Source organism: Streptomyces violaceusniger Tu 4113 (genome assembly GCF_000147815.2).
Classification (GTDB): Bacteria; Actinomycetota; Actinomycetes; order Streptomycetales; family Streptomycetaceae; genus Streptomyces; species Streptomyces violaceusniger_A.
Genome location: NC_015957.1, coordinates 2,290,595 through 2,316,268, shown reverse-complemented (window position 1 = coordinate 2,316,268; position 25,674 = coordinate 2,290,595). Strand labels below are relative to the sequence as shown.

Annotated in this window: 18 protein-coding genes and 1 pseudogene; 12 read left to right on the top strand and 7 right to left on the bottom strand. The window is 73.0% G+C overall.

What is annotated here, in order from left to right; translation table 11 throughout:
- Nucleotides 1-92 precede the first annotated feature (92 nt).
- Nucleotides 93-878, top strand: a pseudogene (locus STRVI_RS56335) (glycosyltransferase 87 family protein); the annotation flags it as partial.
- Nucleotides 879-1,527: 649 nt separating this feature from the next.
- Here the strand turns inward: STRVI_RS56335 and STRVI_RS55895 are convergent.
- Nucleotides 1,528-2,094, bottom strand: coding sequence for a hypothetical protein (locus STRVI_RS55895; protein ID WP_014055547.1), 567 nt, complete (start codon nucleotides 2,092-2,094; stop codon nucleotides 1,528-1,530).
- A 68-nt stretch (nucleotides 2,095-2,162) separates the two neighbouring features.
- Entirely contained in the window at nucleotides 2,163-3,455 is a 1,293-nt protein-coding gene (locus STRVI_RS10145) for a molybdopterin-dependent oxidoreductase (RefSeq protein WP_014055546.1), read from the bottom strand.
- A gap of 153 nt (nucleotides 3,456-3,608) precedes the next feature.
- Here STRVI_RS10145 and STRVI_RS10140 point away from each other — a divergent pair, with 153 nt between their 5' ends.
- Entirely contained in the window at nucleotides 3,609-5,006 is a 1,398-nt protein-coding gene (locus STRVI_RS10140) for a hypothetical protein (protein WP_014055545.1), read from the top strand.
- A 130-nt stretch (nucleotides 5,007-5,136) separates the two neighbouring features.
- Nucleotides 5,137-6,426 (top strand): hypothetical protein, encoded by a 1,290-nt coding sequence (locus STRVI_RS10135; RefSeq protein WP_050993646.1) that lies wholly within the window; start codon nucleotides 5,137-5,139, stop codon nucleotides 6,424-6,426.
- Nucleotides 6,427-6,494: 68 nt separating this feature from the next.
- On the opposite strand, the gene STRVI_RS10130 is transcribed toward STRVI_RS10135, so the two are convergent.
- The gene (locus STRVI_RS10130; protein ID WP_251982580.1) at nucleotides 6,495-8,549 is read right to left on the bottom strand and encodes a transglycosylase domain-containing protein; all 2,055 of its coding nucleotides are present in this window, start codon (nucleotides 8,547-8,549) and stop codon (nucleotides 6,495-6,497) included.
- Nucleotides 8,550-8,899: 350 nt separating this feature from the next.
- Here STRVI_RS10130 and STRVI_RS10125 point away from each other — a divergent pair, with 350 nt between their 5' ends.
- From STRVI_RS10125 to STRVI_RS10110, 5 genes are all read left to right on the top strand, one after another.
- Nucleotides 8,900-10,225, top strand: a complete 1,326-nt coding sequence (locus STRVI_RS10125; protein WP_014055542.1) for a DUF692 domain-containing protein — start codon at nucleotides 8,900-8,902, stop codon at nucleotides 10,223-10,225.
- The gene (locus STRVI_RS10120; RefSeq protein ID WP_014055541.1) at nucleotides 10,222-11,202 is read left to right on the top strand and encodes a TIGR04222 domain-containing membrane protein; all 981 of its coding nucleotides are present in this window, start codon (nucleotides 10,222-10,224) and stop codon (nucleotides 11,200-11,202) included. Before STRVI_RS10125 ends, STRVI_RS10120 begins: the two co-directional genes overlap by 4 nt.
- A gap of 282 nt (nucleotides 11,203-11,484) precedes the next feature.
- The gene (locus STRVI_RS47630; protein WP_435532610.1) at nucleotides 11,485-11,721 is read left to right on the top strand and encodes a zinc ribbon domain-containing protein; all 237 of its coding nucleotides are present in this window, start codon (nucleotides 11,485-11,487) and stop codon (nucleotides 11,719-11,721) included.
- A gap of 64 nt (nucleotides 11,722-11,785) precedes the next feature.
- Complete coding sequence (locus STRVI_RS10115) at nucleotides 11,786-12,592, top strand: TIGR04222 domain-containing membrane protein (RefSeq protein ID WP_014055540.1); 807 nt, start codon at nucleotides 11,786-11,788, stop codon at nucleotides 12,590-12,592.
- An 85-nt stretch (nucleotides 12,593-12,677) separates the two neighbouring features.
- Complete coding sequence (locus STRVI_RS10110; RefSeq protein WP_014055539.1) at nucleotides 12,678-14,522, top strand: alpha/beta hydrolase; 1,845 nt, start codon at nucleotides 12,678-12,680, stop codon at nucleotides 14,520-14,522.
- A gap of 100 nt (nucleotides 14,523-14,622) precedes the next feature.
- Here the strand turns inward: STRVI_RS10110 and hemQ are convergent, their stop codons facing one another.
- Genes hemQ through STRVI_RS10095 form a run of 3 tightly spaced genes read right to left on the bottom strand, consistent with a single transcriptional unit; the run spans nucleotide 14,623 to nucleotide 18,768 of the window.
- Nucleotides 14,623-15,339 (bottom strand): hydrogen peroxide-dependent heme synthase, encoded by a 717-nt coding sequence (hemQ, locus tag STRVI_RS10105; protein ID WP_014055538.1) that lies wholly within the window; start codon nucleotides 15,337-15,339, stop codon nucleotides 14,623-14,625.
- A gap of 4 nt (nucleotides 15,340-15,343) precedes the next feature.
- The gene (gene hemG / locus STRVI_RS10100) at nucleotides 15,344-16,843 is read right to left on the bottom strand and encodes a protoporphyrinogen oxidase (RefSeq protein WP_014055537.1); all 1,500 of its coding nucleotides are present in this window, start codon (nucleotides 16,841-16,843) and stop codon (nucleotides 15,344-15,346) included.
- Complete coding sequence (locus tag STRVI_RS10095; protein ID WP_063644232.1) at nucleotides 16,840-18,768, bottom strand: IclR family transcriptional regulator domain-containing protein; 1,929 nt, start codon at nucleotides 18,766-18,768, stop codon at nucleotides 16,840-16,842. The genes hemG and STRVI_RS10095 overlap by 4 nt, the downstream gene beginning before the upstream one ends.
- A gap of 80 nt (nucleotides 18,769-18,848) precedes the next feature.
- On the opposite strand from STRVI_RS10095, the gene STRVI_RS10085 reads away from it, so the two are divergent.
- The 4 genes from STRVI_RS10085 (at nucleotide 18,849) to STRVI_RS10070 (ending at nucleotide 23,866) form a co-directional block, all read left to right on the top strand.
- Nucleotides 18,849-20,030, top strand: coding sequence for a 4-hydroxybenzoate 3-monooxygenase (locus STRVI_RS10085; protein WP_014055535.1), 1,182 nt, complete (start codon nucleotides 18,849-18,851; stop codon nucleotides 20,028-20,030).
- Nucleotides 20,031-20,053: 23 nt separating this feature from the next.
- A complete protein-coding gene (locus STRVI_RS10080) occupies nucleotides 20,054-20,866 on the top strand; it encodes an IclR family transcriptional regulator (RefSeq protein WP_251982579.1) in 813 nt (270 codons plus the stop codon).
- A gap of 107 nt (nucleotides 20,867-20,973) precedes the next feature.
- On the top strand, nucleotides 20,974-22,425 hold the full coding sequence (locus tag STRVI_RS10075; protein ID WP_014055533.1) for an MFS transporter: 1,452 nt from the start codon (nucleotides 20,974-20,976) through the stop codon (nucleotides 22,423-22,425).
- Nucleotides 22,426-22,468: 43 nt separating this feature from the next.
- Complete coding sequence (locus STRVI_RS10070; protein WP_014055532.1) at nucleotides 22,469-23,866, top strand: FAD-dependent oxidoreductase; 1,398 nt, start codon at nucleotides 22,469-22,471, stop codon at nucleotides 23,864-23,866.
- Nucleotides 23,867-24,129: 263 nt separating this feature from the next.
- On the opposite strand, the gene STRVI_RS10065 is transcribed toward STRVI_RS10070, so the two are convergent.
- Nucleotides 24,130-25,668 (bottom strand): hypothetical protein, encoded by a 1,539-nt coding sequence (locus STRVI_RS10065; RefSeq protein WP_106685642.1) that lies wholly within the window; start codon nucleotides 25,666-25,668, stop codon nucleotides 24,130-24,132.
- Between the last annotated feature and the right edge of the window lie 6 nt (nucleotides 25,669-25,674).

Here is a 25,674-nt window from a genome sequence, read left to right as displayed (position 1 = left end):
TCACCCCGCTCGCGCTGGCCACGCTGCTCGGCTCGCTGGTCGCCGTCCTGGCCCTGACCTTCCGCAGGGACGACTTCCACACCGCGCCCGGCATGCTCTCCCGCTGGTACGCCCTCGCCTGGGTGCTGTTCGCCGCGGCGGCATGGACGGTCCGCCGCCTGGGCGCCCGCCACGCCGCCGTCTTCGTGCTCGTGGGGAGCGCCGCGGTCGCCGCCACGGGCCTGCTCGGGCCGCCGCGCACCAGCACCGACGCCTACCGCTACGCCTGGGACGGACGGGTGCAGGCCGCGGGCATATCCCCCTATGACCACGCGCCCGAGGACCCCGCGCTCGCTTCGCTGCGCGACCGCTGGCTCTTCCCGAAGGGCCCCGCCTGCCATGGCCCCGACCGCGCCCCCGTCCGCCCCGCGCCCGGCGCCCGCCCGAGCGCCAATCCGGCGCCCGACCACATGCGCGGCACCTCCGACCACACGCGCGGCGCCTCCGGCCCCGCCGAGCCGCAGTGCACCCGCCTCAATCGCCCCGCGGTCCATACGATCTATCCTCCCGTCGCAGAGGGCTATTTCCTGCTTGTACACCGCTCGGCGCCGTCAGGTTCCACTCTCCTCCCCCTGCAGACCGGCGGCGCGCTGCTGTCCGTCGCCACCACCGCCGTGCTGCTCGCCGCGGCACGCCGCCGCCCCGATCCCCGCCTCGCGACCGCCCGCGCGGCGCTGTGGGCCTGGTGCCCGGCCGTGCCGGTGGAGGCGGTGAACAACGCCCATGTCGACGCGCTGGGCGTGCTGTTGACCGTCGCGGGCCTGGTCGCCGTCCCCCGCCGCCGCGCCCTGGGCGGCGTGCTGCTCGGCGCGGCGATCGCGGCCAAGCTGCTGCCCGCCGTGACCCTGCCGGGTGCGCTCTCCGGCATCCTCACCACGAACCCCATGAACCCCAAGACCCCCAAAGCCCCCAAAGTCCCCAAGGCCCCTGAAAACGCCGGGAGTCCCCCCTCACCGACCGCCCGGATCCGCCGCGCGGCGGCAGCGGCGGTGCGCCCTGCCGCCGCGATCCTGCTTCCCGCCGCGGCCGTGGTCGCGCTCGGCTACCTCCCGTACATCCTGCTCTCGCGCTCCTCCGTGCTCGGCTATCTCACCGGCTATGTGGCCGAGGAGGGGTACGAGACGGGCTCCACCGCCTCGGACGACAAGAACCGCTACGCGCTGCTGCGTCTGCTCCACCCCGCCCCGGAGAGCTGGGCCCTGCCGGTGGTCGCCGCCGTCCTGCTCGTGGTCGTCGCCTGGGTGTTGCTGCGCGGCGATCCCGGCCGGCCCTGGCGCGGCGCGCTGGTGGTGACCGGGACCGCGTTCCTGCTGATGACGCCCGGCTATCCCTGGTACGCGCTGCTGGTGGTGGCACTGGTGGCCCTCGACGGGCGCTGGGAGTGGCTCGGCCTGCCGCTCGCGGGAGTTGCCCAGTATGTGACGGCCCGTGCGGTCGACGACGGCGCGTGGGTCGGAACGCTGGGGTACGCGGTCGCCGGTGCGGCAATCATGACCGGCTGGGCCGTGCGGGCCCTGCGGGCGGCTTCCGCTCCCCCGCCGCCGGGGCCCCACGCCGAGGCCCCGGGCGGCGGCGCCACACCCGGATCGCCACCCGGATCGCCAGCCATACGGCCGAGGCGCCGAAGAGTCCCGCGGTGATCAGCAGCCATCGCGGCCAGAAGACGTCGGCGCTCAGCCCGGTCGCGTGCTCGTAGCGGCGCGCCTGCCGGCCGAGGATCAGCGGGAACCACACCAGCATGAGCAGCCCGGAGAGGAAGACGGGCACCCGCACATGGTTGATCCACCGCGCCGCGGCCGGGAGCACGGCGCCCACGGCACGGTCGGCGAGCGCGTACAGCGGAAGCAGCACCAGGTCATGGAGGAGGGCGGCACCGACGATCCACAGCACGATCCCGAACCAGTCGCCGCTCAGCAGCCTGACCCCCGCGTAGCCGGTCAGCGCGAACGAGCACAGCAGCAGCACCAGCCGCAGCGGTGACTCCCTTTCCAGCCGCCGCAGCCCGAAGCGGTGGAGGACGGCCCGCGGCCCGAAGCGGCGCATCACGGCCTTCATACGGTCTCCTCGAAGCCCCTTCATACGGTCTCCCCGAGGCCCCCTCATGCGGCCTCGCCCAAGCCCCTTCACGCGGTCTCCTCGAAGTTCCCGAAGGTCAGCCGGCCGACCCACTTGGTGTTGTGCACACCCGGGGCCCCGGGCACGATCACCCGCGCCGGATAGCCGTGGTCCGGCGACAGATCCGCGCCGTTGACCTTCAGGGCCAGCAGCGAGCGGGGGTCGCGCACCTGGACGTCGCTCAGCACGACGCGGCGGAAGGAGCCGTGCCGCTGCACCGACTCCACCAGAACCCTCGGTGGCCGGTCGGCATGCCCCACCAGCGCGGCGAGGTCGGCCAGCCGCACCCCGTCCCACCGCTGGTCGGATGTGGACCACCCCTCCACGCAGGCGATGGGCAGCGCCGCGCCGTGTCGCGGCAGCCGCAGCAGTCGCTCCCGGGTGAGGACGGTCTCGCGGCCCGTCGCGCCCCGCACCACCAGCCGCCAGTCGGGCCCGATGTCGCGGGCGCGGACACCGACGGCCATGGCGGTCTTGTTGATCTGGAAGCCGTTGGGCCCCGACCCCGGGTTGCGGCCGTGCGGCGCGAGCACGGCGGTCTCGCGCAGCGGGCCGCCGATGCTCTGACCGGCCGTCACCACCAGCAGCGCGAACGAGCCGGTGCCGACCATGGCGAGCGCGCCCCGCCGTGACATGGTGGGCGCGGCCGGTTGCGGGCTGACCAGGCCGGTCTCGTCCGGCGGCTCCGGCTTGGTGTCCGAGGCACGGGTGCGCAGCTCGGCCCGTAGATCGCGGCTGCGCAGCGCCCGCACCATGACCGGTACCCGCAGCGCCACATGGACCACGAGGGCGGCCATGAAGATCCACGCCCCGTAGAAGTGCAGCGGGTAGAAGGACCCGGGGAAGATGTAGTCCAACTGGACGTTGAGCACCCCGGTCGCGAACTCGAACAGCCCGCCGCCGACCAGCGCCAGCAGCGAGAGCCGCTCCAGCCCGTGCCCCACCGACCGCACCGGCGGCCAGGTGAACAGCTTGGGGATGACCGACCACAGCTTGGCCAGCAGCACGGGGACGAGCACGATCCCGAGGGTGACGTGCACGCCCTGGTTGACGCGGTAGAGCCAGGAGGGGTTGGTCGGCCAGGTGAAGAGATAGAACCCGAGCAGCCCCTTGTCCGGGGTCTGGTCGTTGACCGGGGACAGATTCGGGTTGTAGGCGGCGTACGACAGCAGCCCGGTCACAAACAGCACGGGCAGGCCGAAGAGCAGGACCAGGCCGAGGACAGAGGTCAGCCAGGGGCCGCGCAGCGGGCTTCGCCACAGGGCGCGGCGGTCACGGTGGGTACGGGGAGGGTGGCTCATGGCATGACCGTAGGGCGGCCGCGCCGCGTTCCGGCGCCTTGAGCCCATGACGAAACGGTGACGTCACCCGCCCCGGCCACGAGGATCTGACGGTCCGGTGACGGCGCGCGGCGCGGCGGCCCGGACGCGCTCTCCGCGACGTAGCGTGACGTCGTGAAACTCCCTCTCCACAGCGGCATCGACACCCGGGCCATCGAGAACGAGAAGCGGACCGGCCGCCGCCGGGACGTGCTCGCCGCCGCTGCCGCCGCCGTGCTCTTCGCCGTCGCCGCCGTCGTCGGCACGCTGCTCCAGCGGGCCGATCACTCGCTGTACGTCGACTGGGCGCCGCTGTACGCCGACTGGCTGCCCCATGTGGGCCCCGGCACGCCCGCCGCCCTGGCCGTGGCCGCCGCGGTCGTCGTCCACGGCCCCCGGCTGGCGGTGCGGCTGCCGTGGCGCGGGCTGCTGGGGGCCGTCTGGGCGGCGTCCATGGCCTGGATCTGGTCACTGGCGCTGGTCGACGGATGGCAGCGGGGGGTGGCGGGGCGGCTGACCGCGCGCCACGAATATCTGCGCGGTGTCGACCGGTTCCACGACATCGGCGCGGCCCTGCGCGGCTTCACCGGCCACATCCTGCTCACCCAGCCCGACCACTGGCCCGCCCATATCGCGGGCCATCCGCCGGGCGCCGTGCTCACCTTCGTGGGCCTGGACCGGCTGGGCCTGGGCGGCGGCGGGTGGGCGGGGGCCTTCTGCATCACGGTGGGCGGCTCGGCGGCGGTCGCGATCCTGGTGACGCTGCGCGCCCTGGGGCAGGAGCGGGCGGCGCGCGCTGCCGCCCCGTTCCTGGTCCTGGCGCCCGGGGCGGTCTGGGTGGGCGCCTCCGCGGACGGCTATTTCGCGGCCGTCGCGGCCTGGGGGCTCGCGCTGCTGGCGCTCGCGGCGACGCGTACGGTCCGGGCGCCCGGGGCGGTCGCGTTCGGCTCCGGGCTGCTGCTGGGGCTGACGGCCTATCTCTCCTACGGGCTGACGTTGCTGGCGCTGCCCGCCGCCGCCGTGCTCCTGCTCGCCCGTACCGCCCGGCCGCTGCCCTTCGCGCTGATCGGGGCGGCGGTGGTGGCCGGTGCGTTCACGCTGGCCGGCTTCCAGTGGTGGGAGGGGTACTCGCTGCTGGTCGAGCGCTACTACCAGGGCGTGGCCTCGGACCGCCCGTACGCGTACTGGGTCTGGGCCAACCTGGCCGTCGCGACGGTGGTCGCCGGTCCGGCCTGTGTCGCGGGCGCGCGGCGCATGCTGTCGGCGGTGCCGGACACCGTAAGGCGGTTGCGCCCGGGCGGTCCGGGCGCCCCGGACGGGCTGGTGGTGCTGACCTTCGCCGTGCTGTTCGCGCTCGTCGTGGCCGATCTGTCCGGGATGAGCAAGGCCGAGACGGAGCGGATCTGGCTTCCCTTCCTGGTCTGGCTGCTGCCCACCGCCGCACTGCTGCCCGCCGTTGATCGTCGCCGCTGGCTCGCGGCCCAGGCGTGTCTCGGACTGATCGTCAACCACCTGCTTTTGACCGGTTGGTGAGGAGACCGATGTGAAGGGCACGTGATACTTCTGTGATACTGAGGGGGACGTACATCTGTACTGTTGCCAGGGGGCGGGACCCGTGAAGGCGCTGAAGATCGTGAAAGCGTTGAAGGCTTTAAACAAAGCGTTGAAGGCTTTAAACGCGAAGAACGCCTATGGCGTGGCCGCGCCCATAGGCGCGCTCACGGCCGTGGCCGTCGTGGTGGCGCTGCTGATAGCCCTGACCTCGCCGGGGGACGCGGGCGGCACACAGGGCGGGGACCTCCCCGCCGCCGCGGCGTCTCCCAAGTCGGACCGGGTCCCCAGGGAGCCCAAGAAGAAGGACAAGTACGCCCATTGGGACGGCAAGGTCAAGGTGCTCGGGGACGGCTCCACGTCCTACACCGGACCGCAGCCCCATCAGCTCAAGCCCCAGAAGCTCAAACCCGGCGAGAAGCCGCCGCAGTTCGTGGTCTTCTCCTGGGACGGCGCGCTGGAGAACGACGACCATCTCTTCTCCCGCTTCCGACAGGTGGCCAAGGAGAGCGACGCCACGATGACGTTCTTCCTGAGCGGCATGTATCTGCTGCCCAAGGCGAAGAGCGACCTCTACCGGCCGCCCCAGCACAAGCCTGGCTCGGCCGCCATATCCTTCCCCACCGACGAGCACATCAGGGAGACCCTGGAGCAGCTCAGCGGGGCCTGGCAGGACGGCAACGAGATCGGCTCCCACTTCAACGGCCACTTCTGCGGCGCCAAGGGCGGGCAGGACTGGTCCACCGAGGAGTGGAAAAGCGAAACGGAGCAGGCGTACTCCTTTGTGAAGCACTGGAAGACCAACACCGGCTTCACCGACATCAAGCCGCTGCCGTTCGACTACGACGTGGAGCTGGCGGGCGGGCGCGCGCCGTGCCTGGAGGGCCAGAAGACGCTGATCCCGGCCATCAAATCCCTCGGCTGGCGCTATGACGCGAGTTCCCCGGGCGACTTCCAGCTCTGGCCGTCCAAGATCGATGGGATCTGGAACTTCCCGCTGCAGCTCGTGCCGTACCCGGAGAGCGAGAAGCAGGTCCTCTCGATGGACTTCAACTTCCTCTTCAACCAGTCCGGTGACAGCACCGAGGGCGATCCGGCGAAGTATGCGGAGTGGGAGCGGCTGACCCGCGAGGGCTACCTGAACGGCTTCGAACGGGCCTACAACGGCAGCCGGGCGCCGCTGTTCATCGGCAACCACTTCGAGACCTGGAACGGTGGCATCTATATGCAGGCCATCGAGGACGTGATGCGGAGCGTCTGCCGCCGCGACGGGGTGCGGTGCGTGTCGTTCAAGCAGCTCGCCGACTGGCTGGACGCCCAGGACCCGAAGGTCCTGGCGAAGCTGCGGATGCTGGACCCGGCGGAATCGCCGGACTGGTCCACGTACACCAAGACCAAGTAGCGGCGGAAGCGGTCCTGTTGCCGGGCTTCCGCCAGGGCGTACTCCGCCGGGGCCTGTTCCGCCGGGGCTTATTCCGCCGCCCGGTCCGTCATATAGCTCTTCCAGATGTCCAGGGGGTAGGTGTCGCCCGAGGTGTCGGTGGCTTCCCCGCCCATCCCCTTGAGCGGCATCAGCTCCTGTGTCTTGGGGTCCACCCGGGACAGCGAGACCGCCGTCGACAGCTTCTTGGTGTAGCCGACGAACCAGGCGGAGTTGCCGTCCTGCGCCGTGCCCGCCTTACCGGCCACTTCACCACCGGCCGCGGCGGCTCCGCGCGCCGCGCCGTCCGGGCTCTGGACGGCGCCCCGCAGCGCCTCGTCCACCTGCGCCGCGACCGCCGGGCTGAAGGCCCGCTTGGCGCTGTCCTTGCGCAGTTCGAGCCGCTGCCCGCCGTGGGTGAGCCCGCTCACCGAGTACGGCGCGTAGTGGGTGCCCTCGGCGGCGAACGTCCCGTAGGCGCTGGCCATACGGATCGAGCTGGGCGTCGCGGTGCCGAGCGAGAACGCGGGCACCCGCGCGCCGAAGCTGCTGGGCAGCAGCCCCGCGTCGACGGACGCCTGCCGGACCCGGTCCAGGCCGACGTCCATGCCCAGTTGGATCATCGGGGTGTTGATGGACCGCACGATCGCCTGGCGCAGGGAGACCTGCCCATAGGAGGCGTCACCGTCGTTGCCGGCCCGCACGATCTTGCCGCCGCGGTCCCAGTACGGCCCCTCGGGCGTATGCACCGCGATCTTGTTGTCGCCGTCGTAGAGCGTCGAGGGGGTCACGGGCGTCCGCTCCCCGTTGCGCTTCAGCAGAACGCCGTCGCGCAGCGCGGCGGCGTAGACGAAGGGGGTGAAGGAGGTGCCGGCCGGGACGTTGGAGGCGTTCGCGTCGTTGAATCCCTGCTCGAGATAGCCGGGGCCGCCGTACAGCGCGCGTATCGCGCCGCCGGGGGCCACCGAGGCGGCGCCGATCCGCACATGGCGGTCCTCGGGGCGCTGCTCGGGATCGAGCGTGTCCCGGGTCTTCTTCACCGCCTTGGCGAGCGCCTGGACCTTCGGCTTCTCGAAGGTGGTGTGAATCTGATAGCCGCCCAGGTCGAAATCGGCGTCGGATATCTCGGTATGGGAGCTCACATACGCCTTGGCCGTCTCCACCAGATAGCCGACCTGACCGGTGAGCCCGGCCGGCTTGGGCGGCGCCTTCGGCTCGGGGAAGGACGTATAGCGCGCCCGCTCGGACCGGGAGAGCTTTCCGATGTCGACCATCCGGTCCAGCACCCACTTCCAGCGGTCGACGGCCCGCTTGTGGTTCTTGGAGCTGAGCGTCGGATCGAATGTCCCGGCGCCCTTGAGCAGCGAGGCGAGCAACGCGCCCTCGCTCGCGTTGAGTTCCGAGACGTCCTTGCCGTAGTACGCGTACGCCGCCCGTTGAATGCCGTAACTGCCGCGCCCGAACCAACTGGTGTTCAGATAACGCTGAAGGATCTCCCGCTTGGTCATCCGGTCGTCCAGCTTGATGGCCATGAACATCTCGGTGAGCTTGCGGGAAAATGTCTGGCGCTGATTCAGATAGGCATTCTTCACATACTGCTGGGTGATGGTGGATCCGCCCTGCGTCTCACCGCCCGTCACCATCCGCGTCACGGCCCGCATCAGCCCGCTCGGGGACACTCCGCTGTCGGAGTAGAAACTGGCGTTCTCGGCGGCGAGCACCGCCCACTGGACCTCCTGCGGCACCTTGCCCAGCGGCACCTCCTGCCGGTTGACCGGACCGGTGCGAGCCATCTCGGTGCCGTCGGCCCAGTAGTAGACGTTGTCCTGCTGGGTGGCGAAGTCGTTCAGGTTCTTGGGGATGTCGGTCTGCAGATACACATAGCTCAGCAGACCGGTCAGACTGCCGAGGAAGAACAGGAAGAGCAGGGTGATCTGACGCCACGTCGGCACCCATCGCCCCACACCACGCCGCCCCGCCCGGGGGTAGTCCAGCCGGACCCGCGCGGCCGCCCAACGGCGCAGCCGCATCCCCCGGCTCCCCGAGGACGGCTTTCGGCGGTGCTTGCGGTGCTTCCCCATGGCGTTGTCACTGCTGCCCAGCACGTGTTTCCCCCACGCTCGCTCCGCGCGCGGGCGCGGCACAAAGGTGTGATCTTCCATCCCCCCGGACCAGACCGATCCTATTTTCCCCTCCGAACATCTGTCGCCACAGAGCCCCAATTTTTTGTAACAGTGACCATATTCAGCGACACCACCCACCCGGTGACCTTTCGCACCGTCCGGACCACCCCTGGCCGACGCCCCCGCGTACGCCCCTCGGCGTGATGCTGCGAAGCTCAAATGAAGCTCTGAACCACGGGGCCGGGGGATTCGTCCTCCTTCTGCGGGGTTATGACCCCGGCACGCGAGAACAACACCGCGGGGGACGCGGTACGGAACGAGGAGGGGGAGCCATGGTGCGCCTCGGTACCGGAATCGGCTGGCGACCGGAGATCGCCGACGACATCGCGCGGCTGCCCGGCATCGACTGGGTGGAAGTGGTGGCGGAGAACATCTGCCCCGACCATGTGCCGGACGCGCTCCGGCGGCTGCGCGAGCACGGGACCACGGTGGTCCCGCACGGGGTGTCGCTCGGCCTCGGGGGAGCCGAGCGGCCCGACCCCGGCCGCCTCCGGGCACTGGCCGAGCGCGCCGAGGCGCTGGGCTCGCCGCTGGTCACCGAGCACATCGCGTTCGTCAGGGCCGGGGGGCCGCTGACCGCGTCACCGGCCATCGAGGCCGGGCATCTGCTACCGGTACCGCGGACCCGAGACGCGCTGGACGTGCTGTGCGAGAACGTGCGCATCGCACAGGACGCGCTGCCGGTGCCACTCGCGGTGGAGAACATCGCGGCGTTGATCTCCTGGCCCGGGGAGGAGATGACCGAGGGCCAGTTCCTGGCCGAGCTCGTCGAGCGCACGGGGGTCCGGCTGCTCATCGACGTGGCCAATCTGCACACCAACCACGTCAACCGGGGCGAGGACCCGGCCAAGGCGCTGGACGAGCTGCCCACGTCGGCGATCGCCTACGTCCATGTGGCGGGCGGGGTCGAGAAGGACGGGGTGTGGCACGACAGCCATGCCCATCCGGTGACCCAGCCGGTGCTCGACGTCCTCGCCGAACTGTGCGCGCGTACGGCACCGCCCGGCGTACTGCTGGAGCGCGACGAGGACTTTCCGGCGGCGGGGGAACTGGCGGGCGAGCTGGACGCGATCCGTGGGGTGACGGCGGCGGGGATCGCGGAAGAGGCTGCCGCGCAGCCGACGACCTCGGCCCCGGTAAGGCCCTCCGCCGTGTACGAGGCTCCCGCGCCGGACGCCGTCCGTGAGCGGCTGGCGCTCGCCCAGACCTCGCTGCTGTCCGCGCTGGTCGGGGGCACCCCGCCGCCCGAGGGCTTCGACCGGCGGCGGCTGCGGGTGCAGAGCGCGGCGCTGACGGCCAAGCGGGCGTCCGTGGTCGCCAAGGTGGCCCCGGAGCTGCCGGAGATCCTGGGCACCGGCTACCGCCCGGCGTTCGCGCGGTACGCCGACGGCCGCCCGATGACCGGCGGCTACCGCCGCGACGCGCTGGCGTTCGCCGAGCATCTGCTGGCGGACACCCGGCCCGACGACCCGGCCGCCCGGCGCCGTCTGACGCTGTGGTGGCAGGAACGGTCCGGGCCCGCGCCCCTGGCGTCCCATCCGGCGGCACGGCTGGCCCGCCGGGTCCGGCTCGCACTGAGCGGGCGGCGAGCGGCATGAGCGCGACGGTGATCCTGGTCTACGTGGCCGTCGCGCTGTCGTCGGTGGTGCTCATCACCGGCACGGTCCGGGCCCGGCGCCGGGAGGCCATGGGGCCGGTGGACGCCCGGGCGTACGACCTGCTGGAGGCCGCGTTCCTGGCGGGCGGGCCGGGTCGGATGGCGGACACGGTGATCAGCACGATGTACACGGACGGGCGGCTGGCGATCGGCGACCCCGGAGTGGTCTCGGTGCGGCAGCCGATCGCGCGCGGCCCGGTCGAGGAGGACCTGCTGCGGCTGTGCGCCCACTCCCCGCACGGCGCCCTGAAGTGGCTGCGCCGGGAGTTGATGCGCAGTGCGGCGGTGCAGGCGATCGGCGACCGGCTGGCGGGACGCGGGCTGATGGTGCGGCCGGACGCCCTCCGGTTCTGGCGGCGCGCGGCACGGGCGCAGAACACGCTCTGCGCGCTGGGCATCTTCCTGGGCATCATGATGAGCGTCGGCTCCATGGCCGACGACGGATTTCCGCTGATCTTCGCGATCGCCCCCGCGCTCTTCACCGGCTTCCTCATCGGCGGAATCTGCGCCGGTGCGGCCAAGCGCCGACTGACCGCCGCCGGGAAGCGGGCGCTGGCGGCGTACCGGAGGGAGTCGGGGATCGGCCTACGGCGGCACGCCCTGACCATCGGCCAACCGGCGACGGCCCCCGTCGCGGTCGTCGTCGCGCTGACCGGGGCGGCCACCCTGACGGAGGATCCACTGCTGCGGAAGCAACTGCTGGACGCGCAGAAGGTGCCGGGCGGTTCGGGGTCCTCGACCGACTCCGGGTCGTCGGGCACCTCGGACTCCGGCGGCGGATCGTGGTGCGGAGGGGGCGGCTCCGGCTGCGGAGGCTCCTCCTGCGGCGGCTCGTCCTGCGGCGGAGGCGGGGGGTCGTCGTGCGGCGGCTCCTCGGGGTCGAGCTGCGGCGGGGGCGGAGGCTGCGGAGGCGGCTGAGCCGCCACGCCAAGGACTGGGTTGCCGCCACGAGGACCGGCAGGCCGGCATGACCAGGGGGGTCCGGCTGGCGGATCGCGCGCGACCGGTCACGGTCCCTGATCAACGCGAGTCTCGCCCGAGCGAGCTGCGCGTCCGGGCGAGTCGTTCATCAGGTTCCTCCGTGGATACTCCGCCGTTCACGGCAGAAGAGAGGAAACGGACTCCTGCGGAGCAGGGTGAGGAGCGGGATTTCGCCGCCAGGGCGAAAGACCGGTCGACCGCTTCTTCCCCTCCTCCAGGCTGTGCTCCGCCTGCGGCGCCCTCGCCGGGGCGATGCCGCTGCACGTCCGCACCTGGACGTGTGGCTGCGGCGCCACCCACGACCGTGACGTGAACGCCGCGAAGAACCTTCTGGTTGCCGGACGGGCAGTGTCGGCCTGTGGAGCCGGTGTAAGACCTCAACGGAGAACTCCGGGCGGGCAGTCGGCGACGAAGCAGGAAATCCACGGGGCGACCCGTGGAATCTCCCGCCTTTAGGCAGGAGAGCGTCAAATCGTGAAAACCGTGGCGCGACGGTGGTCGGGTCCAGTAGAACTCGGCCATGTTGTGGGTCCTTTTCCTGCTCGTCGCGTGGGGCGCGGCAGTCGTCAGTTGCACGCGTCTGTGCCTTGCGGCGGTCGCCGCCGCTCAGCCGATGGATCCTGATCCGGCGGCGGATGCGAAGGGCCTGAGCCTGTACGAGGCGGCGTTTCTGTCCGGCGGTCCGCGGCGGGTGGGCGAGCTGGTCCTCGTCACGATGTACCGCGAGCGCCGGCTGCTGCTCGCCCACACCGGCTGGGTCACCGTCGTGGTCCCGGACGGGCGGGACGAGCTGGAGCGGTCCGTGATCACCGCGATAGGGCCGGAGGGCCAGTCCCCGGTGCGGCCGGTGCGGGCCGCGCTCGCCGCCGCCGCCCCGGTGCGGGCGCTGGGCGACCGGCTGGTGGCGGCGGGACTCGCGGTGCCCGCCTCGGCGCGTACGAATGTGGCGGTCGCGGTGCGGCATGTGCGGGCGGCCTGCGCGCTGGTCCTGGCGACGGCGGCCGCCGCGCTGCTGCTGGTGCCGCCCGCGGCCGGGCGCGGTCCGGTGGCCTCGTGGTTCATGCTGCCGCTGCTGCTGACGGTGAGCTGTCTGCTGATCGCCCGGGTCGAGGCGCATCCGTACTCGCGGTGGGCCTCCCCCGCCGGTCAGCGGCTGCTGGGCCGGATCGACGTGCCCCCGCGGCGGACCCTCGCCCAGCGCTCCGGCGGCGGTCCGGACGGCGATGACGACGCCGGCGAGGTGCTCACCGCGCTCGCGGTGCACGGCACCGTCGCCCTCCCCGACCGGGCGCTGCGCGCGGCACTGAAGGGGCATTGGGGTCATTGACCCCGACACCGCGGCCCGGTGCTTTACATGGTCATCCGCCGCGCCAAATATCCCTTTCATCGCGCGATGCACGAAGGGATGGCCAGTGAGAGCAGCAGCGCTGTACGGCATCCTCGGCCCGCTGTCCCTGTCGCTGGCCATGAGCGCGCTGCTCGCGACGCCCGCCACCGGCCGCCCGCTCGCCGCGTCCACCGCCCGCGCCGCCGCGACGGCCACCGCGTCCAACCGGTCCGCCACGGCCCCGGCCGGTGCGGCGGGCGCGCCCCTCACGACCCCGGCCTCCCCCACCGCCCGTTCGGCCTCCGCCGCGCCCGTCGCCACCGCCGCACCCGCCTGGAGCGCCTGGTCCGGCTCGCCCGCCACGGCCGCCGCCCCGCCCGGTGACGCGGCCGCGGCCCGCGGGGTGGCGCTCGCCGCCCGGCGCGCGGCCGAGCGGGGCATCGCCTTCCGCCGCTGCCCCCGCGCCGAGGCCCTGGCCGCCCCCATCACCTGCGGAAAGGTCTCCGTCCCGCTCGACTACGCCCGTCCCCGCGGCAAGCACATCGCCCTCACCGTCAGCCGGATCCGGGCCACCGGCCCCAAGGCACGGCGTCAGGGGGCGCTGGTCTACAACCCCGGCGGACCGGGCGCCTCCGGTATGGCGTTCCCCGAGTACGCGGCCGAGGCCGCCTTCCGCCGCCTGGCCGCCGCCTACGACTTCGTCGGCTACGCCCCACGGGGCGTGGGCCGTTCAGCCCCGCTGTCCTGCCAGCGGCCGGCGGCCTACGCCAAGGCGCCGACCAGCTCCCCGCCGCACCCCACCGCCGCCTTCAAACGGCGGCTGGTGGCGCGGGCCCGCGCCTACGTGCGGGGCTGTGTGCGCCGCGCGGGCCGCGCCCTCGCGCACTACACGACGCTGAACAACGCCCGCGATCTCGAGGTGCTGCGCGCGGCGCTGGGCCGGCGGCGGCTCACCTTCGTGGGCGCCTCGTACGGCACGTACTACGGGGCCGTCTACGCCACGCTCTTCCCGGGGCGGGTGCGCCGGATGGTCTTCGACAGCGTGGTCAACCCCGCCCCCTGGCGGATCTGGTACCGCGACAACCTCGACCAGTCGGTGGCCTTCGAGCGGCGCTGGCGGGACTGGCGCCGCTGGGTCGCCCGGCACCACACCGTCTACCATCTGGGCACCACCGCGGACCGGGTGTTCGCCTCGTACGAGAAGGCGCGGCGGCGGGTGGGGCACAAGCCGGCGGGCGGGGTCGTCGGCACCGCCCAGCTCCAGAGCGCGTTCCTGCGGACCGGTTACAACGACGCTTACTGGGATCCGGCCGCCCGGGCGCTGGCCGCCTATCTGCACGGTGACCCCGAGCCGCTGATCGCGCTCGCCGCGCCCGATCCGGCACAGGCGGCCGACGACGAGAACGGCAACGCCGTCTACACCGCCGTGGAGTGCAACGACGCGCCCTGGCCGCGCACCTGGGCCGCCTGGAACCGCGACAACACCGCCCTCGCCCGCCGCGCGCCCTTCGAGACGTGGGACAACGTGGCGATGAACCTGCCGTGCGCCTTCTGGCCGCTGAAGCCCGGCCGCCCGCTCGACGTGGGGAACTTGGAGGCGGTGGGCCCCCGGACGGGGCGGGTCGCGCTGCCGCCGGTGCTGCTGCTCTCAGCGGAGCGGGACGCGGCCACCCCGTACGCGGGGGCGAAGGAGCTGTGGCACCGGCTGCCCGGCTCTTCGCTGGTGACCGAGCGGAAGGCGGGCACCCACGGGGTGTGGGGCGGGCCGAACGACTGCGTCAACCGCCATGTGGACACGTATCTGCTGACCGGGAGGACGCCGGGCCGGTCCGCCTCGTGCGCCCCGCGCCCGGAGCCCGCACCGCTTCCGGCCCCGGCCCCGCTGCCCGAGTCGGGCAAGCAGCCGGCCGCGATCCCGGGCACGCCGTAAGAGGCCGCGACAGGTGAGCGGGGCGCGTACGGGACGACCGTAAGGCCGTCCCGACCGCCATAAGCGCCCTGAGCGCCCTAAGGGGACCGCCGTAAGAGCGTCAGGCGAGACCGGCGACGAGCTCGGAGACCGCCTTGCGCCGCCCGGTGTAGAACGGCACCTCCTCGCGCACATGGCGACGCGCCTCGGAGGCGCGCAGATGGCGCATCAGGTCGACGATCCGGTGCAGCTCGTCGGCCTCGAAGGCCAGGATCCACTCGTAGTCGCCGAGCGAGAAGGACGCGACCGTGTTGGCGCGCACATCGGGGTAGCCGCGCGCCATCTTGCCGTGGTCCGCGAGCATCCGGCGGCGGTCCTCGTCGGGCAGCAGGTACCAGTCGTAGGAGCGGACGAACGGGTACACGCTGACGTAGTCGCGCGCGTTCTCGTCCGCGAGGAACGCCGGGACGTGGGCCTTGTTGAACTCGGCCGGGCGGTGCAGCGCCATGTTGGACCACACCGGCTCCAGGGCGCGCCCCAGCCGGGTGCGGCGGAAGAGGTTGTACGCCTCCTGGAGGGCGTCGGAGGTCTCCGAGTGCCACCAGATCATGACGTCCGCGTCGGCGCGCAGCCCGGACACGTCGTAGGTGCCGCGCACGGTGACGTCCTTGGCGGCGAGCTGGGAGAAGAGCTCCTCGACCTCGTCGGCGTAGCCGGTGCGGTCCTCCGGCAGCACATCGCGCAGCCGGAACACCGACCACAGGGTGTAGCGGATGACCTCGTTGAGGTCCTTGGCCTTCTTACCGGCGTTGGGAGTCTTCTCAGGTGCAGCAGTCATGGCCCTATTCTCGCTCTCCGGCTCCGGAGCCCGGCTCCAGGGTGGCCGCCAGGGCGCCCAGCAGCTCGTCGGCCGCCTTACGGGCGCTGCCCACGCACGCCGGGATGCCCACCCCGTCGTAGAGCGCGCCGCACACCCCCAGCCCCGGCACCTTGGCGATCTCGGCGCGGATGCGGGCCACCCGGTCGAGATGGCCCACCGGGTACTGCGGAAGTCCGCCGTCCCAGCGGTCCACCCGGCTCGCGACAGGCTTGGCCGTCAGGCCGACGGCCTCGCCGAGATCGGCGAGCGACATCCTTACCAGGTCGGCGTCGTCCCGCTTCAGATCCACCTCGTCGTCAAACCGCCCGATCGAGGTACGCAGCACGAAGAGATCGGGCCCGGCGTCCCGCAGCCAGCCCCATTTGCGGCTGGAGAACGTCGCCGCCTTGATCGTCCGGCCGTCGACCGGCGGCACCAGGAAGCCGCTCCGTTCGGCGAGCGCGTCCACGCCGGTGAGCGCGTCCCGCCGGAAGGCCATGGTGACCAGCGCCATCGAGGCGTAGTCGACGGTGGCCAGCTCGGTGGAGGCGGCCGGGGCGGCGGCGGCCAGCAGCCGGGCGGCGGCGGGCGCGGGGACCGCCAGCACCACGGCGTCGGCCGTCACCACCGGCGGGCCGTCCGTGCCGTCCGTGCCGTCCGTTCCGGCCGTGCCGTCCACGGCGAGGGTCCAGCCGTCGGCGGTGCGCCGCAGCTCCCGTACGGCCGCCCGGGTGCGGATCTCGCCGCCCGCGGCCCGTACGGCGTCGGCGACCGCGAGCGGCAGCCGGCCGATCCCGCCGTCGATGCCCATGAACACCGGGCCGTCCTGCCGTCGCGCGGCGCGCTCGGCCAGCTCCCGGACGCCGTCGGTCAGCGGGCCGCCGGAGCGGGCCACCTCGAAGAGGGTGGGGACCGAGGCGCGCATCGAGGTGCGGTACACATCGCCCGCGTACACCCCGCCCAGCAACGGTTCGACCAGCCGGTCCACGACCTCGCGGCCGAGTCGCGCCGCGAGGTACTCGCCGAGCGCCACGTCCTCGCCGACCGGTGTCGGCGGCAGCTCCCGGTCGCGGGCGATCCGGGCCAGCCCGTCCTCCGAGATCACCCCGGACGCGGCCAGCGGCGCCAGATCACCGGGGACGCCCATCACATGCCCCTTGGGCATCGGGCGCAGCCCGCCGCGCGTCCAGAGGGAGGCGGTCGCGGTCGCGGGCGGCTGCAGCCGGTCGCCGAGGCCCACGGCGCGCGCCAGCTCGACGCCTTCCGGGCGGCGGGCGAGCATCGACTCGGCCCCGAGGTCGACCGGTACCCCCTCGATCTCCCCCGCGCGCAGCTTGCCGCCGAGCCGTCCCGACGCCTCCAGGAGCGTCACCCGCGCCCCGCCGTCCAGCAGCCGGTGAGCCGCCGCGAGGCCCGCGATTCCGCCGCCGATGACCACGACATGGCCGGTGCGTCCCGTCCCCGGGGTGTTCGCCGCTCTCATGCCCCCACTCTCTCACCCGCCCCCAGGGCGTGATGTGCCGAGGCCGTCGCCAGATCGGCCTCGATCCGGGCCGCGGTGGCGCGCAGCGCCGGGAGGAGTTCGCGGCGGGCGCCCTCGGCGGTGCCGCGGCCGGCGTGGGTCGCCACGTTGAGCGCGGCCACCACTCGTCCGCGCGCGTCCCTTACGGGCACGGCGAGCGACCGCAGCCCCTCCTCCAGCTCCTGGTCGACCAGGGCGTGCCCCTCCGCCGCCGCGCGCTCCACGACCTGCGCCAGCTCGGGCACGCCGGTCACGGTGTGCCGGGTCAGCGGCCGGGGCCGCACTCCGGCGAGATGGGCGGCACGGGCGTCGGCGTCCAGGCCCGCGAGCAGCACCCGGCCCATGGAGGTCGCGTAGGCGGGGAAGCGGGTGCCGATGGTGATGTTGACGCTCATGATGCGGACGGTGGGGACGCGCGCGATATAGCGGATGTCGCCGCCGTCCAGGACGGCCAGGGAGGCCGACTCATGGACGGTGCGGACCAGTTCGCGCATATGCGGCTTGGCGATGTCGGTGAAGCCGAGCTCGGCGAGGGGGGCGTAGCCGAGCTCCAGCACGCGCGGCAGCGGGCGGAAGGTCCGGCCGTCGGCCTCCACGTACCCCAGCTCGACGAGGGTCAGCAGCGAGCGCCGGGCGGTGGCCCGCGCCAGCCCGGTGGCCTCCGCGACGGCGCTGAGCGTCATTCCCCCGCCCCGGCCGCCGCCCTGCCCCGCGCCGCCGCCCTGCCCCGCGCCGACGACGCCGGGCCTCCTGGCCTCGGTGGCGCCGGACGCGCCTCGCGCCGCGTCCTCCACCGCGCGGGACTCACCCTGGCCCGCGCCCTCCGGTCCGCCCAGGGCCCGCAGCACGGCCAAGCCGCGCGCGAGCGACTGCAGAAAACCCGCTCCCAGCTCTCGCTTGGCCAGCCGCGCGGGGTCCTCGCCCACGGCGGCCGATGCCGCGTCCGCGAGGGCTTCGCCCGCCACGGGCGGCTCTCCCCCACGGTGCGGGCCCGGAGCCGAGCCGCATGTGCTGACCGCGCCCGCAACCGAAACAGCCGAGGCGCCCGAAGCACCGAGCCGACGCCGCGGCGCCGCCAAAGCCGCCTCCATCGCCGCGACTTCGGCACCGAGCGGCCCCAGCACCGCCGCCCGCAGCGAGTCCACGTCATGGCGGCTGGTGTGGCTGACCACGTTGACCGCGCAGGCGATCCGGCCCGAGGCGTCCCGTACCGGAACGGACACCGCCACCAGGCCCGGCTCGATGAGCTGGTCGTCGGTGGCCCAGCCGTCGCGGGCGGCCTCCTTGACGCGGGCCTCGAAGTCGCCGCCGGAGGCGGGCCGGTGGCGCGGCGGGACGGCGGGGAAGGAGGTGTCCAGGGGGTCCTCGGCGCGGCGGGCGCGCCAGGCGGCCCAGCCGGATCCGGTCCACTCGGCGGCGAAAAGCGCGCCGGGGGAGCAGCGCTCGGCGGGCAGCAGATCGCCGATACGGAAGGCGAGGGACATGGTGCGGCGGCGGGTCGTCTGGACGACGAAGCGCACCCCGTCGCCGTCGGGGACGGCGACCGAGACCGACTCGTCGAGCCCGTCCGCGAGCCGCTCGGCGAACGGGCCGAGGGCGGCGGGCAGTCCGCTCGCGGCCAGATACGCGTTGCCCAGCTCCATCAGCCGGACCGACAGGCCGATGTCGCGCCCGTCGAGCGTCACGTATCCGAGCTGTTCGAGGGTGCCCACCACGCGGTCGACCACGGACCGGGCGAGCCCCGTGCCGCGGACGAGATCGCCGGGGCGGACCGTCGTCCACCCCTCGTGCGCGGCCAGCCGGGTCAGCTCGCGCAGCACGGCGAGGCCGCGCTCGAGAGGCCCGACGGGGCCATTGACAGGTGGTGGCACCGGGCTGAGACTCATCACCAGCCAATTATGAACGAAGTTTCACTCAGCGAACAAGTAGCGAGCCGCATGGACCACCACAGCGAGGGGACGATGTGATGCGCACGACCGTCGGCATCATCGGCGGCGGGCCCGCCGGGCTGCTGCTCGCCCGTCTGCTGCACCGCGCCGGGATCGACTGCGTGGTGCTGGAGAGCCGCGACCGGGCGTACGCCGAGCGGCGCCAGCGGGCCGGGATCCTGGAGCAGGGCACCGTGGATGTGCTGCGGGAGTGCGGCGCCGGCGGGCGCCTGGACCGCGAGGGGCTGCCCCACCAGGGCATCGAGCTGCGCTTCGAGGGCCGCGGCCACCGCGTGGACTTCCCCTCCGCCACCGGCGGCAAGTCGGTGATGGTCTACGCCCAGACCGAGATCGTCAAGGATCTGATCGCGCTTCAGCTCGAGGAGCCGGGCGGTCCGCCGCTGCTGTTCGAGGCCGAGGCGCTGGCCATCGAGAAGCCGGACTCCGCCGCGCCCGTCATCCGCTTCCGCCACCAAGGCCGCGAGCAGACCCTGAGCTGCGACTACGTGGCGGGCTGCGACGGCTTCCACGGCATCGCCCGGCGTGCGCTCCCCGCCGACCGGGTCCGCGCCTTCGAGCACACCTACCCCTACTCCTGGCTCGGTGTGCTGGCCGATGTGGCGCCGTCCTGCGAGGAGTTGATCTACGCCCGCCATCAGCGCGGCTTCGCCCTGCACAGCATGCGCTCCCCCCAGGTCTCCCGGCTCTACCTCCAGGTGCCGAACGACACCGATCCGGGCGACTGGTCCCATGAGCGGATCTGGGACGAGCTGTCGGCCCGCTTCGCGCTCGACGGGGACTGGACCCTGGAGCGCGGCCCGATCACCGCCACCTCGCTCACCCCGATGCGCAGCTTCGTCCAGGAGCCGATGCGCCACGGGCGGCTCTTCCTGGCGGGCGACGCGGCGCATATCGTGCCGCCCACCGGCGCCAAGGGACTCAATCTGGCCGTCACCGACGTGATCACGCTGGCCCGTGCGCTGACCCACCACCAGGAGACCGGTTCGGCCGAGCTGCTGGACGGCTATTCGCAGACCTGTCTGCGCCGGGTGTGGCAGGCCGAGCGGTTCTCGTACTTCATGACGGACACGCTCCACCGCCGCCCGGACGAGAGCCCGTTCGAGGACCGGGTGCGGCTCGCGCGGCTGGAGCGGATCGCCTCCTCCCCCACCGCCTCCGCCGAACTCGCCGAGAACTACGTCGGCCTCCCGCTGTCATGACGGCCCCGGGCCCGCTCACCCCCATGAGCCCACCGGGCCCCCGCACCCCCGGCAGCCCGGACGCGGGCCGCTCGGTGGCGGGCCGGATGCTGGCGGTCCTCGACGCGTTCGACGCCTCGCACCGCTCGCTGTCCCTCACCGCCCTCGCCCGGCGCGCCGGGCTGCCGCTGGCCACCGCGCACCGGCTGGTCGCCTCGCTCACCCGCTGGGGCGCCCTGGAGCGCGACGCCACCGGGGCGTACCACATCGGGCTGCGGCTGGGGGAGGTGGCGACGCTCTCGCCGCGCGGGGTCGGGGTGCGCGAGGCGGCGCTGCCGTTCATGGAGGACCTGTACGAGGCCACCCACGAGAACGTCCAGCTCGCCGTGCGGGACGGCCTGGAGGTGGTCTATGTCGAGCTGATCTCGGGACACTCGGCGGTCCAGGTCCGCACCCGGGTCGGCAGCCGCTGGCCGCTGCACGCGACCGGCGTCGGTCTTGTGCTGCTCGCGTACGGGCCGCCACGGCTGTACGAGCGGCTGTGCGCCCGCCCGCTGCGCCGCTACACCGAAATGACCATCCAGGACCCGCACCGGCTGCGGGCCACCCTCGCCGAGGTGCGGCGCACCGGGATCGCGGTCAGCGACCGGCAGATCACCATGGACGGGCTGTCCATCGCCGCCCCGGTGCGCGGACCGCGCGGGGAGGTGGTGGCCTCGCTGTCGGTGGTGGTGCCGGCCGCGGAGGGGCGGGCCCCGGGGCTGATCCCGGCCGTACGGGTCGCCGCCCACGGCATCTCCCGTACCCTCGCCGCCGCCCTGGGGCAAGAGCCCGTCGCGGAGGCTTCCGGTCGGTGAAAGACCCACGAGCGCGCCTTGCCGAGGCCGATATCGGGCCACATTCTGTGTGGCACATACCGAGCCGCCGAGCCCGAACGCCCAGGCCCGAAGGGGGACATGGAGACATGCCCGAAGTGACCGCAGAGCCCACCGCGCAGGGGCGGGAGGCGCCCCGGGGCGGCTGGCAGCCGTACCACACCCTGTGGGCCATGCTGCTGGGCGGCTGGCTCTTCTCGTACGCCGACCGCACCATCACCGGCCCGGTCGTCACCTGGCTGATCGAGCACGACCACGCCATGCTGGGCTCCGCCAGCCATCCGCACGCGCTCGGCGGCCTGATCGGCAGCCTCTTCTTCGCGGGCTACATGCTGACCCAGTTCCCCGGCGGCTATCTCGGCGACCGCTTCGGGCACCGCACCATGCTCGCGGTCTCGCTGCTGTGGGCGGGGGTCGCGACCCTCGCCAGCGGCCTGATGACCGGGCTGATCGCCTTCGTCGTGCTAAGGGTGCTCACCGGCCTCGGCGAGGGCGTCTTCTACTCCAACGACCGCTCGCTGATCGCCCAGCGCACCCCGCCCGCCAAGGCAGGTCTGGGCATGGGCGTCGCCATCACCGGACTGGCCATCGGGCTGACGATCGCGACCATCAGCGCGCCGTATCTGATCGACTGGGGCGGGGAGGTGCTCGGCGAGGAGGACGCCTGGCGGATGCCGTTCCTGGTGCTGGGCGGTGCGACGCTCGCGTTCGGCTGGATCACGGCGGTGTATATGCGCCGGATCGGCGGTCCGCTCAAGGCCACCGGCTCCACTCTGCGGCTGCTGGGGACCTCGGCGGTGCTGTGCGCCGCGGTCATGGCGGTCTATCTGATCGCCGACGGGGCGGGGATGCCGAGCTGGGGCGTGGCCGTCCTGGAGTGCGTGCTGGCGTTCCTGCTCATCGGGGCGATCTTCGCCCGGCGGAGCAGCAAGCTGGGCTCGGTCTCCCGGAACCGCAATGTGCTGCTGCTCAGCTTCGCCTTCATCGCGGTCATGTGGAATCTGTGGTTCTTCAGCTTCTGGTCGGTGTCGATCGTCGCGGACGCCGCCCACAGCTCGTTCCAGAACGCCGCGCTGGTGGCCACCTTCAACGCGGGCGCGGGCATCCTCGGCTTCCCGGCCGGGGGCCGGCTCTCGGACCGGGCGAAGGCCCGGGGCTGGGGCCGGCGGCCGCTGCTGATCGCGTTCACCGTGGTCCAGGGCGTGCTGGTGCTGGTGTTCGCCGCCTATCTGCAGACCAATGAGAAGCCCTCCCTCTGGGTGATGTCCATCCTGCTCTTCGTGACCAGCCTGTTCTTCAACGCCCTCCAGCCGATGGCGCACGCGCTGCTCAACGATGTGGTCGACGCGGCCGAACGCGGCGCGGCCTTCGGCCTGTTCAACCTGGTCGGGGAGATCGGCGCGGTGGTCAGCCCGGCCCTCAGCGGCACCCTCTTCGACCACTACGGAAGCTGGACGCACGCGGTCTACATCGACGGCGCGCTGATGCTCGCCAGCGCGGGGCTGTATGTGCTGATCCGGGAGAACACCTCGCGCGCATAGGTTGGTCCTCTAAAGCCGGACATCCAGTGGCGGAGGGGCATACATGGCGGCGGCACGACGCATGGTGGTCATCGGAGGCGACGCGGCGGGCATGTCCGCCGCGTCGCAGGCGCGCAGGCTCAAGAGCCGGAGCGAGCTGGAGATCCTCGCCTTCGAGCGCGGCCAGTTCACCTCGTACTCGGCCTGCGGCATCCCGTACTGGGTCGGCGGGGTGGTGGACGGCCCCGACAAGCTGGTCGCCCGTACGCCCGAGACCCACCAGGGCCGCGGGATCGACGTACGGACGCACACCGAGGTCGTCGAGATCGACCTCGCCGGGCAGCGGGTCCTGGCGCGGGACGTCGACCCGCGAGGTGCGGGCGACGAGCGCTGGCACGGCTTCGACGACCTGGTCATCGCGACCGGCGCCCAGCCGCGCCGCCCCGACATGCCCGGGATAGACGCCCCCGGCGTCCACGGGGTGCAGACCCTGGACCACGGGCGGGCGCTGCTGGAGACCCTGGAGTCCACCCGGGTCGAGCGCGCGGTCGTGATCGGCGCCGGATACATCGGGGTGGAGATGGCCGAGGCGCTCATCCAGCGCGGCTGCCAGGTCACCGTCCTGGAGCGCGGTGAACAGCCGATGTCCACGCTCGACCCCGACATGGGGCGGCTGGTGCGCGACGCGATGACGGGGCTCGGCATCGACACCGTGACCGGCGCCGAGGTCACCGAGGTGATCACCGGCGAGGACGGCCGGGTGCGGGCCGTGGCCACCAAGGTCAGCGAATACCCCGCCGACCTCGTGATCCTGGGCCTCGGAGTGGCCCCCGAGACCGGGCTCGCCCAGCAGGCGGGGCTTCCGGTGGGCCCCTACGGCGGGCTGCTGACCGATCTGGCCATGCGGGTGCGCGGTCACGACAACATCTGGGCGGGCGGCGACTGCGTGGAGGTCCTCGACCTGGTCTCCGGCCGCACCCGGCACATTCCGCTGGGCACCCACGCCAATAAGCACGGCCAGGTCATCGGCGCCAATGTGGGCGGCGACTACGCGACCTTCCCCGGTGTCGTCGGCACGGCGGTCAGCAAGGTCTGCGATCTGGAGATCGCCCGCACCGGACTGCTGGAGGCCGAAGCCGCCGCCGTGGGGCTGAAGTTCGAGGCGGTCACCATCGAGTCGACCAGCCGGGCCGGGTACTACCCGGGCAGCCGGCCGATGACGGTGAAGATGCTCGCCGAGCAGCGCACAGGACGGCTGCTCGGCACCCAGATCGTCGGCCGAGAGGGCGCGGGCAAGCGGGTCGACATCGCGGCGGTCGCACTGACCGTCCGGATGACGGTGGAGCAGATGACGGCACTGGACCTGGGCTACGCCCCGCCGTTCTCCCCGGTGTGGGACCCGGTACTGGTGGCGGCACGCAAGGCGGCGGGGACCGTGAAAAGCAGCCTCTCCGGCGCTTGAGGAGCTGAAACCAGCCCGACCGGCGCCTGAGGAGCGAGGTCCGGGACGCCGGAGCCGAAACCAGCCCCACCGGCACTTGAAGAGCCAGGTCCCGGACACCGGAGCCGAAACCAGCCCCTCCGGCGTTTGAGGAGCGGGGTCCGGGGCGGAGCCCCGGTTGTGGGAAGGGGCGGGTAGGGGAAAGCCCGCCGCAGGCGCGCTCCCCGTACGCCTGCGTCAGGTCCGGCAACGAGTCGCGGGGCGCCGCGGCCCCGGGTCACCGATCAGTTCGCGCCGTCGATGACCCGGAGCGCGCCCCGCACCCGCTGGGCCACATGCCGAGGGCAGCTCCACGCCCCGGAGTCGAACGGCCGCTCGGGCGTGTCGTACTCCCCGGGCGCGTACAGATGGTTGAGATGAGCGCCGTAAGGGTCCTCGTGGAAGCCGAAGTGACGGCGCCCGACCAGCTCGGTCAGCACGTCCCAGGGATGCGCGTCCCCATGCGGGCAGGGCTCGGCCGCCGGGGCGGCCGCCGGGGCGGTCCGCACCGCGCCGAGGATCGCCCGCAGATCCCGGTGGACGGCCTCGGGCGGGGGCTCCTCGCCAGAGGTCACCGACCAGCAGGCGACCAGCAGCAGCACCAGCCGCTCGCGCGGATCGGCCGGGCCCGCCGCGAACCGCCGCGCCGCCCACAGCCCGGCGTCCTCCGCGGCCTGTCCGTCTCGGCAGTGGAAGCGCACGGCGTGGGTGAGCCGTTCGACGTCGAGCCGTCCGTCGGGACGCAGCAGCACCTCGTCCAGATGGGCGGTGTCCCGGAGGCCGAACAGCCGCTCCCGGCCGGTCCGCAGATGGTCCAGCGCCTCGCGGGCGATCGCGGCGAGGAAGGCCGGGCACAGCCACGCCTCCAGCGGCGCCGTCTCCAGCTCCTCCCGGTGCCAGTGGCGGTAGACGCCCCGGCCGCCGGGGCTGAGCAGATGGATGCCCACGGTGGCCTGCTCCGCGGTGTCCCGGCCGACCTCGGGGTGGTCGCCCTCGCCGTGCGCGCAGGACGCGTCGCCGAGGCCGGGCAGCACCGCCTCCAGGGCGTCCACCATGGTGTCCAGGACCCGCCGGTCGCGGATCCGGCCGCTGGCGGCGTACCAGCAGGCGGCGTGCAGGACGACCACGAGCCCGGCGCGGTGATAGCCCAGGGGGTTGGCGACCAGGTTCCTGGCGTAGGCGGACAGCTCCTGGCCGGGGTCGACGGCCGCGCTCGGGTAGTCCCAGACGATCGAGCGCAGATCCTCGGCGCGGCGCGCGTCGCGGGCCGGGAGCCGGGGCGGGATGCCGCCCACGCTGCCGGGGGCGATGATGTCCACGGCGACCCGCGCGTACCCGGCGATGTCGCGCGGGCACAGCCACTGCCCCTTGGTCGCGTCGTCCTCCCAGTCGGGGTCCTCGTCCTCGGTCAACCCGTTGGTGAGCAGCGGCAGATCGTCCACGAAATGGTCGATCCGGTCGTCCAGATCGCTCTCGTAAGGATGCGTCCGATGGGCGCAGGGCAGGTCACGCAGCCGCCGGTCGGTGGCGTGGAGAGCTTCCAGGGCCGCCGCCGCGACGTCCTTACGGGAGAACCGGCCGATGTACGCGGCCATCATGACCAGCCCGAGCGTCCAGGCGTACGCCTCCTCGCCCGCGGGGTCGGCCGCCAGCCGCCTGGCACAGTCCAGGACCGCCCGGTCCGCGTCGCCGCCATAGGTCTCGTGGAGTATGCCGTCCCAGTCGTCGACGAAATGGACACACTCTGGCGAATCTGACAGCGCGGTGGCGGGCATGTCGGTCATGCCCCT